The following is a 12,893-nucleotide window of genomic DNA, read 5'->3' as shown; positions in this document are numbered from 1 at the left end:
ACATCCGATGTTGTGTATTTCCCACCTTCAGCTTTCCACGATGAATCTCGCCCGCTTCGATCTTGTCACCCTCGGCTTGTTCGTGGCGGTGGCCCGGCTTGGCAGCATCTCGGCCGGGGCACGCCAATCACACCTGGCTGTAGCTGCGGCAAGCAAGCGGATTTCCGATCTGGAAGCAGCCGTGGGCGCGCCGTTGCTCTATCGGCATGCCGCCGGCGTGGAGCTGACCGAGGCCGGCCAGGCGTGCTTCCGCCATGCTGTGGGCATCCTGCAGGACGTCGAGCGTATGGCCGGTGCGCTATCGGACTTTGCCGCCGGCACGCGCGGGCTGGTGCGCGTGTGGGCCAACACCTCATCGATTACGCAATTCCTGGCCGACGACCTGGCCGCCTTCATGCTGGCCAATCCGGCCATCCGCATCGCGCTGGAAGAGCAGGACAGCGGCGATATCGTTGCCGCGCTGCGTGAAAATCGGGCAGACCTTGGCATCTTCGCGGCCGGTACGCCGTGCGATGGGCTGCAATCGTTCGACTATCGCGAGGACGATCTCGCCTTGGTTACGCCGCGCGGGCATCCATTGGCCGGGCGCAAGCAGGTCCACTTCGCCGACGCCGTGGATTTCGATTTCGTCAGCCTGCCGCCGGGCACCTCGCTGGCTGCGCAACTGGTCGACGAAAGCCTGCGCTTGGGCAAGCCGCTGCGGCTGCGCATCCAGGTGCGCAGCTTCGAAGCCGTCTGCCGCATGGTGGCTTCCGGCCTGGGCGTGGGCGTGTTGCCGCGCATCGCGGCACAAGGGCACGTATCGAGCCTGCCGGGTGCGGGTCTAGCACTGGTGTCGCTGCAAGACGAATGGGCGCATCGCCGCCTGTTGGTCGGCGTGCGCGATCCCGACGCGCTGACCAGCTCCGCGCGCCTGTTGATGACGTATCTGCTTGGCAACCCCGCTGCACTCTGAATTCAACGCTTTCTACACAACCATGCCGACACAGGTTTTGCAGGACATCCGCGTGCTCGAACTCGGGCAACTGATTGCCGGGCCGTTTGCAGCCAAGACGCTCGCCGACTTTGGCGCGCAGGTCGTCAAGATCGAGCCGCCCGGGCAGGGCGATCCGCTGCGCAAATGGCGGATGCTGCATGAGGGCACGTCAGTCTGGTGGGAAGCGCAGTCGCGCAACAAGCAGTCCGTCTGTGTGGACCTGCGTGTGCCGGAAGGGCAGGAAGTCGTGCGCAAGCTGGCCGCCGAAGCCGATGTCCTGATCGAGAATTTCCGCCCCGGCACGATGGAAAAGTGGGGGCTGTCGTATGAGGCACTGTCCGCCATTAATCCGAAACTGATCATGCTGCGCGTGTCGGGCTATGGCCAGACGGGCCCCAAACGCGATGAACCCGGCTTTGCCGCCATTGCTGAAGCCATGGCCGGCCTGCGCTATTTGACCGGTGAGCCGGGGCGGCCGCCTGCCCGCGCCGGGCTGTCACTTGGCGACACGATCGCCGGCTTGCACGGCGCGCTAGGCGTGTTGCTGGCCTTGTACGAACGCGATGCGCGCGGAGGCAAGGGGCAGGTGATCGACGTGGCGCTGTATGAATCCGTGTTCAACCTGACGGAGAGCCTGCTGCCGGAGTACTCCGTGTTCGGCGCAATTCGCCAGCCCGCGGGTGGGGCGCTGCCGGGCATCGCGCCGTCGAACGCCTACCGCTGCGCCGGTGGCGAATACGTTCTGATTGCCGCCAACGGTGACAACATCTTCCGCCGCCTGATGCAACACATGGGCCGGCAAGATCTGGCCGACGATCCCGATTTGGCCCGCAACGACGGCCGCGCCGCCCGGGCGGACGAAATCGATGCCGCCATCAACGCCTGGACGGGCACGCTGCCCATCGCCGATGTGCTGGCCGCGCTGCATGCGGCCGAGGTGCCCAGCGGCCCCATCTACACCGTCGCCGACATTGCCGCCGACCCGCACTACCGCGCGCGCGGCGTGATCGAAACGGTGCGCGCGCAGTCGGGCATCGATGTAGAGATGCCGGGCGTGGTACCCAAGCTTTCCGCCACGCCGGGCGCCGTGCAGGCAAGCGCGCCGCGCCTGGGTCAGCACACGCGCGACGTACTGCGCGGCCACGGCCTGACCGACGCGCAGATCGACGCGCTGGTTTCGCAAGGCATCATTGCCGAAGCCAAAAGCTAAACAGCTAGGACGATCCCGCATGTTGTGTTGCAAATCGTTGCGGTAAGATCGCCGCCGAGGCAGTGAACGCCACAAAACAGGAGACAGGCATGGGGACACGAGTCATTGGGCGCTGGGCAAAATGGATGGGCGCAGCACTGTGCGCGACGAGCCTGGTGGCTGCCAGCCCCGCCGTTCTGGCACAGGGCAAGCCTGAAAAGAGCAAGATCACCATCGCGGTGGGCGGCAAGGCGCTGTTCTACTACCTGCCGCTGACGATTGCCGAGCGCCTGGGCTACTTCAAGGACGAAGGTCTGGACGTTGAAATCGTCGACTTTGCCGGTGGCGCGAAAGCCCTGCAGGCCGTGGTTGGTGGCAGCGCCGACGTGGTGAGCGGCGCGTATGAGCACACGCTGGTATTGCAGGCCAAGGGCCAGATGTACCAGGAGTTCGTGCTGCAAGGGCGGGCGCCCCAGATCGTGCTGGCGGTCAACAACAAGACGATGCCCAACTACAAGTCGATTGCCGACTTGAAAGGCAAGAAGATCGGCGTGACAGCTCCGGGTTCGTCGACCAACATCATGGTCAACTACGTGCTGGCGCGCGCCGGCATCAAGCCGAACGAAGTGTCGATCATTGGCGTGGGTCCGAGCAGTGGGGCGATTGCCGCCGTGCGTGCGGGCCAAATCGACGCCCTGGCCAACCTGGACCCAGTGATGTCGATGCTCACGCAGAAGAATGAAGTGCGCGTGGTCTCGGATACCCGCACGCTGGCCGATACCAAGGCGGTATTCGGCGGCAACATGCCGGCCGGCTGCCTGTATGCATCTACCGCGTTCATCCAGAAGAATCCGAACACGACACAGGCGATGACCAACGCCATGGTGCGCGCGCTCAAGTGGCTGCAGAAGGCGGGCCCCTCGGACATCGTCAAGACGGTGCCGGAAGCCTATCTGCTGGGTGACCGCGCGTTGTATCTGGCGGCGTGGGACAAGGTGCGCGAGGCCATCTCGCCGGATGGCACGATGCCCGTCGACGGCCCCGCCACAGCACTGCGCACGCTGTCGGAGTTTGATGCGGAAGTGAAGGGCAAGCAGATCAAGCTCGACCAGACCTTCACCAACGCCTTCGTGCAGAAGGCAAACGCCAAGTACAAGTAATTTCGACAGGCTTTCAGCAACGCGCCCGGTTTCGCCCGGGCGCATTGCTTTTGGACCGCAGACCATGCCCCATCCCGCGCTTTCGTTCGATCAGATCACCTGTACGTTCATCTCACCCGACACGCCGGGCCAGCGCTACACCGCCGTGCAAAACACCTCGCTGGAGGTGCAGGCCGGCGAGTTCGTCTCAGTGGTGGGCCCGACCGGCTGCGGCAAATCTACGTTGCTGAATCTGGCTGCGGGCCTGTTGCAGCCGTCTTCCGGGCAGGTGCGGGTGTTCGGCGAGCCGCTGCTCGGCATCAACCGTCGCGCCGGTTACATGTTCCAGGCAGAGGCGCTGATGCCGTGGCGCAGCGCGCTCGACAATGTGATAGCAGGGCTGCAGTTTCGGGGCATGCCCGACAAGGAAGCGCGTGACCTTGCCATGTCGTGGCTCGCGCGCGTGGGTTTGTCAGGGTTTGAAGACCGCTATCCGCATCAGCTTTCCGGCGGCATGCGCAAGCGCGTGAGCCTGGCGCAAACGCTGGTGCTCGATCCCGACATCATCCTCATGGACGAGCCGTTCTCGGCGCTCGATATTCAGACGCGCCAGCTGATGGAGAACGAGGTGCTCGATCTTTGGGCCGCCAAGCGCAAGGCCGTGCTGTTCATCACGCACGATCTGGACGAAGCCATTGCCATGAGCGACCGCGTGGTCGTGCTGGCCGCCGGCCCCGGCACGCACCCGATCGGCGAATTCACGATCGACCTGCCGCGCCCGCGCGATGTGGCCGAGATTCGCGACCAGGCAGGCTTTGTCGACCTGCATTCGCGCATCTGGGATGTGCTGCGCGAAGAAGTGCTCAAGGGCTATGCGCAGCACCGCCGCGTGGCTTGACCTGAATCTGATCGATTGCATCCATGGCTAACCGTCCGCTTTCTCTATTCGCGCTGCGCACCTGGCAGCTTGGCCTGCTGGTCGTCACGTTAGGCGTGTGGCACTTCGCCACGCGCTCGCAGGAAGTTGCTTTCTTCTTCGGGGAACCGCTCATCGTTGCCCAGCGCGTCTGGGCCTGGTTCGTCACCGAAGGCGATATCTATCAGCACCTTGGCGTGACGCTGGCCGAGACGGTGCTGGCATTTGCCATCGGCACGGCCACTGGCCTGGGGGCGGGGCTGTGGCTGGCGCTGAGCCCGGCCGCATCGGCGGTGCTTGATCCGTACATCAAGGCTGCCAATTCGATGCCGCGCGTGATCCTGGCGCCGATCTTTGGCGTGTGGTTCGGACTGGGTATCTGGTCGAAGGTGGCGCTGGCGGTGACGCTGGTGTTTTTCATCGTCTTCTTCAACGTCTATCAGGGCGTGAAGGAAGTGAGCCCGGTCGTGCTGGCCAATGCGCGCATGCTGGGCGCATCGCAGCGGCAACTGCTGCGCTTTGTCTACCTGCCGAGCGCGACGAGCTGGGTGTTCTCGTCGCTGCATACGTCGGTGGGTCTGGCCTTCGTGGGGGCGGTGGTGGGGGAGTATCTCGGCTCGGCCCGCGGTGTCGGTTACTTGATCCTCCAGGCCGAAGGCACTTTCGACATCAATACCGTGTTTGCGGGCATCGTCGTGTTGACGGTCTTTGCGCTGGTGCTCGACTGGCTCGTCGGCTTGATGGAAAAACGCCTGATGCGCTGGCAACCGAAGAGCGGCGAGACAGAGAAGCTCTGAGCGAGCGCGCCAACGACGCGAACGTCACATCGACCCTGCTCATAGCAGGGTCATGCAACTAGACGGTCGGTCTACTACAATGCGATCCATCATGAGCAAGCACCCCGAACCCGTCACCGCTGAAGGCGCCGAAGCCCGGCACGACACCCGCGACCGCATTCTGGACGCCGGTGCCGAGTTGATCCTCGGGCGCGGGTTCTCGGCCGTCGGCTTGGCGGAAATCCTCGGCCGCGCTCAGGTACCCAAAGGCTCGTTTTATTACTATTTCGGGTCGAAGGAAGACTTTGGCGTCGCCATGCTGGAGCGCTATTTCCAGGACTACGACGCGGGCGTTGTCAGCCTGTTCAACGACACGCGCATTACCGCCCGCGAGCGGCTGCTGCGCTATTTCATGGCCTGGATCGATCTGCATGAGCGCAGCGCGTGCGAGGTCACCTGCCTAGCGGTCAAGCTGTCGGGGGAGGTGTCGGACCTCTCCGAGCCGATGCGCAAGGTGCTTTCGACCGGCATGACGCGCATGGTCGAGCGTATCGCTACGGCAATCGAGGCAGGCGTCACCGACGGCTCCTTGGCACCTGTAGAGAATGCACACCATCTGGCCGAAGGGCTGTACGCCATGTGGATGGGCGGCGCGCTGTTGGCCAAGTCGCATCGCACTGTCGCCGCGTTCAAGAGCTGTGTGGCGCAAACGGAAATCCTGCTGGCCAAGCCCAAACACTGATTGCAACCCAAACCATTGCCGGCGAGGCATGTTCCTCGCTTTTTCTTTGATTCCGGTTCTAGATGACCGGTCGAATAGTGCCTCTTCCAGGAGCTGATATGACCCAACAACTGCTGTCCCCGGTCCAGACCGGACGTACGACCCTCGCCAATCGTGTCGTGATGGCGCCGCTCACGCGCTCGCGCGCTGGCCAGCCGGGCGACGTGCCGACCGAACTGAACGTGACTTACTACGCGCAGCGTGCAACCGCGGGCCTGATCGTTACGGAGGCGACGCAAATTTCCCGCCAGGGCCAGGGCTACGCCTGGACGCCGGGCATGTACACCGACGCACAGGAAGCTGGCTGGAAGGCGGTGGTGGATGCTGTGCACGCCAAGGGCGGCCGCATCTCGCAACAGCTCTGGCACGTGGGTCGTATTTCCAATACGTTGCTGCAGGAAAACGGCCAGGCACCTGTCGCGCCGTCGGCCCTCGTCGCCAAGGGGGCGCAGAGCTTTGTCGTGCAGCCCGACGGCACGCCCGCCAATGTGCCGACCAGCGAACCGCGCGCTCTCGCCACGGAAGAAATCCCTAGCGTGATCGCACAATATCGTCAAGCCGTGCTGCGTGCACGTCGCGCTGGTTTCGATTTTGTTGAAATCCATGCTGCCAACGGGTACCTGCTGCACCAATTCCTGTCGACCAACAGCAACCAGCGCACCGACCAGTACGGCGGCTCCCTGGAAAATCGCGCCCGACTGATTCTCGAAGTGGTCGATACCGCCATCGCCGAGATTGGTGCAGACCGCGTCGGCATCCGCCTGTCGCCGCACTTCGTCGCGCATGACATTGCCGACGCACAAGCCGAAGAAAGCGCGTTGTACCTCGCCCGCGAGCTGACCAAGCGTGGCATCGCCTATTTGCATATCGCCGAGCCCGATTGGGCCGGCGGTCCCGAGCTGACCAACGATTTCCGCCGCCAACTCCGCGACGCCTTCAAGGGCACGCTCATCGTGTGCGGCCAATACACGGCGGAGGAGGGCGAGCAGATGATTGCCTCCGGTCTGGCTGATGCCGTTGCGTTCGGTCGTCCGTTCATCGCGAACCCCGATCTGGTGGAGCGCTTCCGTGCCGGCGCATCCCTCAACCAGCCGGATCGCGCAACGTTCTACGGCGGCCAGGAAAAGGGCTACACCGACTATCCGACGCTGGAAGAAGCAGCCTGATAATCCGTTGCACCAAAGAGAAAGCCGCGCAGGCGATCAACCTGCGCGGCTTTTTTGTCTCCAGCGTGTGTTTTTTAAGGCTGGATCACCACCTTGCCCGTCACCTTGCGCGCCGCCATGTCCAGCAGCGCTTGTGTCGTCTGCTCCAGCGGATAGCGCGCCGAGATATGCGGGCGAATCTTGCCTTCCTGCATCCAGCCGAGCATCTGCATCATGTTCGCCAGATTCGCCTTCGGCTCGCGACGCGCGAATTCGCCCCAGAACACGCCGACCAGCGACGCGCCTTTCAGCAGCGCCAGGTTCAGTGGCATCTTCGGGATCTCGCCGTTGGCAAATCCGACCACGAGGTAGCGGCCACGCCAGGCAATCGAACGGAACGCCGGTTCCGCATAGATTCCGCCGACCGGGTCATAGATCACGTCAGGGCCTTTGCCGTCGGTCAGTTCCTTGATGCGCTCGCGCAGGTCTTCGGTCGAATAGTTGATGAGCGCATCGGCGCCGTGGTCCTTGCAGACCGCCAGCTTCTCGTCGCTCGATGCGGCCGCGATCACGCGTGCGCCAATCGCCTTGCCGATCTCGATGGCCGCCAGCCCGACGCCGCCGGCCGCGCCGAGCACCAGCATTGTCTCGCCGGCCTTCAGTTGCCCGCGATCGACCACCGCGTGGTGCGACGTGCCATACGTGAGCGTGAATGCTGCTGCGGTGTCGAACGCCATGCCCGGCGGCATCGGCATCACCACCTTGGCCGACGCCTTGACCTGTGAAGCAAAGGCGCCCTGGCCGAGGAAGGCGATCACATGGTCGCCGGCTTTGAGGTGCGACACGCCTTCGCCTACGGCATTAACAACGCCCGCCACTTCCGAGCCGGGTGTAAACGGCAACTCCGGCTTGAACTGGTATTTGTTCTGGATGATCAGCACGTCAGGGAAATTCACTCCCGCAGCCTTCACGTCGATAACCACTTCACCAGCACCGGGCGAGAGGTCCGGCAGCGTTTCGATCACCAGCGATTCGGGCGGGCCCCAGGTCTTGCAGACGACGGCTTTCATCAGTGTCTCCTCAACAGTTTTGCGTTGGATTGTTCGCCATCTCGCATGCATTGCACGCGATCTCGGCTGGCAGTGTAACCGAATAAAAGCACGATCGTTCGATTTAACCAGATGCGATGGATCGTGCGGCTTGTCGATGCATTTTTTGTAAGCCTGTAGAACGTGTGCGCGAGCACGATTCGCGAACGTTGCTCGGTTACAATCCGCGCCATGCATATTCTCATTGCCAACGACGACGGATACCTCGCGCCCGGGCTCGCGGCGCTGCATCGTGCGCTGAGCCCCCTGGGCCGCGTGACGGTGGTCGCACCGGAGCAGAACCACAGCGGCGCGTCGAACTCGCTCACGCTGCAGCGACCGCTTTCGGTGTTCGAAGCGACCGACGGTGCCCAGAAGGGCTTTCGCTTCGTCAACGGCACGCCGACAGACTGCGTGCACATCGCGCTGACCGGCATGATTGAAGAGAAGCCCGATCTGGTCGTCTCCGGTATCAACCAGGGTCAGAACATGGGCGAGGACGTGCTCTATTCCGGCACCGTCGCCGCTGCCATCGAGGGCTATCTGTTTGGTATTCCGTCGATTGCGTTCTCGCAGGCCGACAAGGGCTGGACGCACCTCGACGCTGCCGAGCGTGTTGCCCGCGAGGTGGTCGAGCGCTATCTGTCCGATCCGCTGGACGGCCCGGTCCTGCTCAACGTCAATATCCCGAATCTGCCGTACGCCGAGCTGGCTGGTTGGCGCGCGACGCGTCTGGGCAAGCGGCACCAATCGCAGCCGGTGATCCGCCAAGCCAATCCGCGCGGCGAGCCGATCTTCTGGGTCGGTGCCGCCGGCGATGCGAAAGACGCCAGCGAGGGCACCGATTTCCATGCCGTCGCGCATGGCTTCGTTTCGCTGACACCGCTGCAGCTCGATCTGACCGATACGGCCCAACTGCGCACCGTGCGCCGCTGGCAGACGCCATGATCGTCACGGTGGCTCATGTCTGAGCGCCCGCGAGACCGGCGCTTTCCGTTGACGCTTGACGCAGTGGTCGAGCGCAAGCCCGTGGAGCGCCAGCGTGAAACGCGTATCTCGTCAGGAGTGAGCGCGGTGTCACGCCCCACGCCGGTGCGTGCGGTATCCGTTGAGCGCGCGTCGCCTGCATCCGCTCCTGCACCTGCGCCACAGCGTGTGGCGGGTGTCGACGCTGTTGTCGGCGCTGTCGCCGCGAGCGCTGTACAGGCACGCACGGCGGCAGCGCACGCGGCTGCCGGCGGCATGGCATCGGACCGTGCGCGTCAGGCGTTAGTTGGCCGTGTGCAGGCGGGAGGCGTGAGTGATAAGCGCGTGCTCGCTGCAATCGGCACGGTACCGCGCCATCTGTTTGTCGATGCCGGCCTTGCCTCGCAGGCATATGAAGATTCCGCTTTGCCAATCGGACATCAGCAAACGATCTCCAAGCCGTCAGTGGTCGGACGGATGATCGAGTTGTTGTTGAGTGGACGGTCCGGCCGCACTGGCATGCCGCTCGCTCGCGTGCTGGAGATTGGCACCGGCTGCGGCTACCAGGCAGCCGTTCTGGCACAGCTGGCCGACGAGGTGTACTCGATCGAGCGCGTCCGCCCGCTGCATGAAAAAGCCAAAGCGAACTTGCGGCCACTCCGCGTGCCAAACATCCGTCTGCACTATGGAGACGGCATGCTGGGGCTGCCGAAGGCCGCGCCGTTCGACGCCATCATCCTGGCTGCGGCGGGTCTGGAGGTGCCGCAGGCGCTGCTCGACCAGCTGACCGTCGGCGGACGGCTGATCGCCCCGGTGGCTACCGATCGCAACAGCGGCCCCGCGCAGCAGCTCGTTCTCATCGAGCGCCGCAGCCGCTTCCAGTTTCACAGTACCGCGCTTGAAGGCGTTTTCTTTGTCCCGTTAAAATCAGGAACTGTTTAGCATGTTCATTTCCCGGAGCTCCATGAACCGTCCAAGCCCCGCACGCGCAGGCCGGCTCGCCGTGGCGATGGTGTCGGCCGCATTACTGGCGGCTTGCGCATCCTCCGGCAACCAAGCCCCTGTTCTCGATCGCACCTCGCGTGCCGGCAGCGCTGGCACCGTGTCGCAAGAGCCGCCGCCCCCCGGCTACTATCGGGTCAAGCGTGGCGATACCTTGTACAGCATCGCCTTGCGTAACGGCCAAGCGCCGCGCGACCTGGTGGCCTGGAACAACATCGCCAACCCGAATCAGATCGAAGTCGATCAGCTGCTACGTGTCGTTCCGCCGAATGCGGATGTCAGCAACACCGGGGCCGTGGTCACGCCGGTTCGCCCGGCCAACACGACCACGCCGCCGGCCGATTCCACACCGGTTACGCCGGCGTCCGCAGCGTCGTCCGGCGCTCCTGCCGGGGCAACTGACAGCGCAATCTCGCTGGCCTGGCCGGCACGCGGCTCGCTCATCAACCGTTTCGATGACAAGAGCAACAAGGGTATCGACATTGGTGGCAAACGCGGTGACGCGGTGGTCGCTGCCGATGATGGAAAAGTGATCCACGTTGGACCCTTGCGTGGGTACGGGAATCTTGTCATCATCAAACACAACGACACGTTCCTGACCGCCTACGGCAACAACGATAAGGTTCTGGTCACCGAGCAATCCACGGTCAAGAAAGGGCAGAAGATCGCCGAAATGGGCAGTACCGATGCGGATCGCGTGAAGCTTCATTTTGAAGTGCGCCGCAATGGTAAGCCGGTCGATCCGATGCGCTACTTGCCGCCTCAATAGAGGAATGCATGCCGCGCCAGAAAGCCGCCACGCCCGTCACCCCCGCCGATGACAACATCGACGCTGCTGTAGAGGGCCAGCGCACCCCGAATGGGCGCGCTGGGCGGCGTGCGCGCGGCGAGGCACAGCCCCCCGCTGAAGAGATCGAAGTCGTCGACGCGCTCGTCGACGACCTGCCTGCTTCCGATTCCGCCGAGCTCAACGACACGTCGGACAGTGCAGACGAGCCCGATGAAGAAGAGGAGGAGGCTGAAGAGGCAGAGGAAGCCGCACCCGAGGAAGATTTCCGCAAAGTGCTGCAGGCCGAACTGGCCGCCGACACCGTTCAGCACTATCTGAATCGCATCAGCATCAAGCCGCTTCTGACGCCGGCCGAGGAACTGCATTTCTCGACGCTGGCCAAGGCGGGCGAGTTTGCAGCGCGCCAAGTCATGATCGAGCGCAATCTCCGCTTGGTCGTGAGCATTGCCAAGGGCTATCTGAATCGCGGTGTGCCGCTGCTCGACCTGATCGAAGAGGGCAACCTGGGTCTGATGCACGCGATCGAAAAATTCGATCCGGAACGCGGGTTCCGCTTCTCCACGTATGCCACGTGGTGGATCCGCCAGAGCATTGAGCGCGCGATCATGAATCAGGCGCGCACGGTTCGTTTGCCGGTGCACGTGATTCGCGAGCTCAACCAGGTGCTGCGCGCCAAGCGTCATCTGGAAAAGAGCGGCGTGGATGGCCGCGACGCAAGCCTCGAAGATATCGCTCACCTGCTCGGCAAGACGACGGAGGAGGTGCAGGACGTGCTCTCGCTCAACGAGCACACGACTTCGCTGGATACGCCGTTCGATCTTGATCCCGGCACGAGTCTGCTCGATTTCCTGTCGGACGAGCATGGCGCCTCGCCCGATCAGGAGGTGGCACATCGCGAGCTGTCGCTGTTGATGAAGTCGTGGCTCGCACGCTTGTCTGACAAGCATCGCTATGTGGTTGAGCGCCGCTTTGGCCTTAACTACATCGAGCCCGCCACGCTGGAAGAACTTGCCGCGGAGATGGGTTTGACGCGTGAACGCGTGCGTCAGATCCAACAGGAGGCGCTGGTCAAGCTCAAGCGTCATTTCGCCTCGCAGGGCGTGCGCAAGGACGCGGTGCTGTAAAGCACTGCTGTCTCTTTGTCTCTCCTTCCTCTTTTTCAGTCGTTCCGAAGCTCCAGCAGTATCGGTTGATGATCCGACGCCTGGGTCGCGCTATTGACTTCCAGGCGTAGCACGCGCGGCTTCAGTGGCTCGCTGATCAGCATGAAATCGCACGCGTAGGCCGGTTCGGTCCAGCCAGCGCGGTCGTGCACACCGAAAGTCGGTGGCTGCGGCGTCGTGCCGTGCGCAACCTCCCACGCATCATGCAAAGCGGGTTCGCGAGTGAATGGCACGGTGGCCGAGCGCTTGGGCATGGAATCTGGCTTGCAGTTGAAATCACCGCAGACGATGGTTGCCGTGGTCTGCGCTAGCGGGCGGAAAGGGCCGGCTTCGGGCTCCGTGCCACGCACGGATGGTTGATTCGTACGCGCGCAACCTTCCGTGTGGATCGCTCGCAGCGCATCGATTTGCGCCGCACGCTGCGGCTCCGAGTAGTACTCCAGATGCGTCGTGACGACGCGCAACGCGCCAAACGGTGCCTGCACGACCGCCTCAATGGCCATGCGCGGCATGTACGGTGTGGCATCGGGCGGACAGGGCAATGCGTGGCGCCGGATGTAATGCACGGGCAGGCGCGTGGCAATGGCGTTGCCGAAGCGCTGCGCATGCGCGCGGTTGTGGCGCTCCAGCGCGAATCCAGTGATGACGGTGTACTCGCTGCCAAGCGCGTCGGCGAGCTCGCTCCATTGGTCGATGCCCGGTCGGCCCGGCAGATCGCTGAAGCCGGAGGTGACTTCCTGCAGGCACAGCACGTCGAATTCGGCCATCTCCCGCGCTTGCTTAAGTTGGCGCGCGAGACTGACGTGCCCGTCGGCGCCACGGCCCCACTGGATATTCCACGTCAGGATGACGGTGCCCATGCTGGTCCTCCGGTGTCTTACAATGCCGCCCTTGTCCTCATTTTGTCCAGGCTCGCTCGTGTCTCAAGCTGCACCCAACGTCACGCTTTCCTCTTCCGCTCC

The 12,893-nt window shown here is 63.6% G+C and carries 13 protein-coding genes; 11 read left to right on the top strand and 2 right to left on the bottom strand.

The window, feature by feature from the left end; all coding sequences use genetic code 11:
- The first annotated feature begins 40 nt into the window (after nucleotides 1-40).
- From M1D44_RS08740 to M1D44_RS08710, 7 genes are all read left to right on the top strand, one after another.
- The gene (locus M1D44_RS08740) at nucleotides 41-955 is read left to right on the top strand and encodes a LysR substrate-binding domain-containing protein (protein WP_024975982.1); all 915 of its coding nucleotides are present in this window, start codon (nucleotides 41-43) and stop codon (nucleotides 953-955) included.
- A 22-nt stretch (nucleotides 956-977) separates the two neighbouring features.
- Nucleotides 978-2,186 carry a CaiB/BaiF CoA transferase family protein gene (locus M1D44_RS08735; protein ID WP_024975981.1) on the top strand — a complete coding sequence of 403 codons (1,209 nt, stop codon included), beginning with the start codon at nucleotides 978-980 and terminating at the stop codon, nucleotides 2,184-2,186.
- An 89-nt stretch (nucleotides 2,187-2,275) separates the two neighbouring features.
- Complete coding sequence (locus tag M1D44_RS08730; RefSeq protein WP_024975980.1) at nucleotides 2,276-3,325, top strand: ABC transporter substrate-binding protein; 1,050 nt, start codon at nucleotides 2,276-2,278, stop codon at nucleotides 3,323-3,325.
- 64 nt (nucleotides 3,326-3,389) lie between these two features.
- Nucleotides 3,390-4,202 (top strand): ABC transporter ATP-binding protein, encoded by an 813-nt coding sequence (locus M1D44_RS08725; RefSeq protein WP_316853770.1) that lies wholly within the window; start codon nucleotides 3,390-3,392, stop codon nucleotides 4,200-4,202.
- Nucleotides 4,203-4,225: 23 nt separating this feature from the next.
- Nucleotides 4,226-5,017, top strand: coding sequence for an ABC transporter permease (locus M1D44_RS08720; RefSeq protein ID WP_024975978.1), 792 nt, complete (start codon nucleotides 4,226-4,228; stop codon nucleotides 5,015-5,017).
- 91 nt (nucleotides 5,018-5,108) lie between these two features.
- Nucleotides 5,109-5,738: a TetR/AcrR family transcriptional regulator gene (locus M1D44_RS08715; protein WP_024975977.1), complete on the top strand. Its 630-nt coding sequence runs from the start codon at nucleotides 5,109-5,111 to the stop codon at nucleotides 5,736-5,738.
- A gap of 98 nt (nucleotides 5,739-5,836) precedes the next feature.
- The gene (locus M1D44_RS08710) at nucleotides 5,837-6,943 is read left to right on the top strand and encodes an alkene reductase (RefSeq protein WP_024975976.1); all 1,107 of its coding nucleotides are present in this window, start codon (nucleotides 5,837-5,839) and stop codon (nucleotides 6,941-6,943) included.
- 74 nt (nucleotides 6,944-7,017) lie between these two features.
- On the opposite strand, the gene M1D44_RS08705 is transcribed toward M1D44_RS08710, so the two are convergent.
- On the bottom strand, nucleotides 7,018-7,992 hold the full coding sequence (locus tag M1D44_RS08705) for an NADPH:quinone oxidoreductase family protein (protein ID WP_009238416.1): 975 nt from the start codon (nucleotides 7,990-7,992) through the stop codon (nucleotides 7,018-7,020).
- Nucleotides 7,993-8,202: 210 nt separating this feature from the next.
- Between M1D44_RS08705 and surE the strand changes: the two genes are divergently transcribed.
- From surE to rpoS, 4 genes are read left to right on the top strand one after another with little or no spacing between them, the layout of a single operon-like run.
- Complete coding sequence (gene surE, locus M1D44_RS08700) at nucleotides 8,203-8,958, top strand: 5'/3'-nucleotidase SurE (RefSeq protein ID WP_024975975.1); 756 nt, start codon at nucleotides 8,203-8,205, stop codon at nucleotides 8,956-8,958.
- 15 nt (nucleotides 8,959-8,973) lie between these two features.
- Nucleotides 8,974-9,918 carry a protein-L-isoaspartate(D-aspartate) O-methyltransferase gene (locus M1D44_RS08695; RefSeq protein ID WP_024975974.1) on the top strand — a complete coding sequence of 315 codons (945 nt, stop codon included), beginning with the start codon at nucleotides 8,974-8,976 and terminating at the stop codon, nucleotides 9,916-9,918.
- 1 nt (nucleotide 9,919) lies between these two features.
- Nucleotides 9,920-10,747, top strand: a complete 828-nt coding sequence (locus M1D44_RS08690; protein ID WP_024975973.1) for a peptidoglycan DD-metalloendopeptidase family protein — start codon at nucleotides 9,920-9,922, stop codon at nucleotides 10,745-10,747.
- 8 nt (nucleotides 10,748-10,755) lie between these two features.
- Complete coding sequence (rpoS, locus tag M1D44_RS08685) at nucleotides 10,756-11,892, top strand: RNA polymerase sigma factor RpoS (protein WP_024975972.1); 1,137 nt, start codon at nucleotides 10,756-10,758, stop codon at nucleotides 11,890-11,892.
- A 35-nt stretch (nucleotides 11,893-11,927) separates the two neighbouring features.
- On the opposite strand, the gene M1D44_RS08680 is transcribed toward rpoS, so the two are convergent.
- Nucleotides 11,928-12,791 (bottom strand): endonuclease/exonuclease/phosphatase family protein, encoded by an 864-nt coding sequence (locus tag M1D44_RS08680; protein ID WP_316853769.1) that lies wholly within the window; start codon nucleotides 12,789-12,791, stop codon nucleotides 11,928-11,930.
- Nucleotides 12,792-12,893: the final 102 nt, after the last annotated feature.

It is taken from the genome of Ralstonia sp. SA306 (assembly GCF_054792405.1).
Note: the sequence above shows the minus strand (reverse complement) of the source record. Positions and strands in the feature narration are given on the sequence as shown.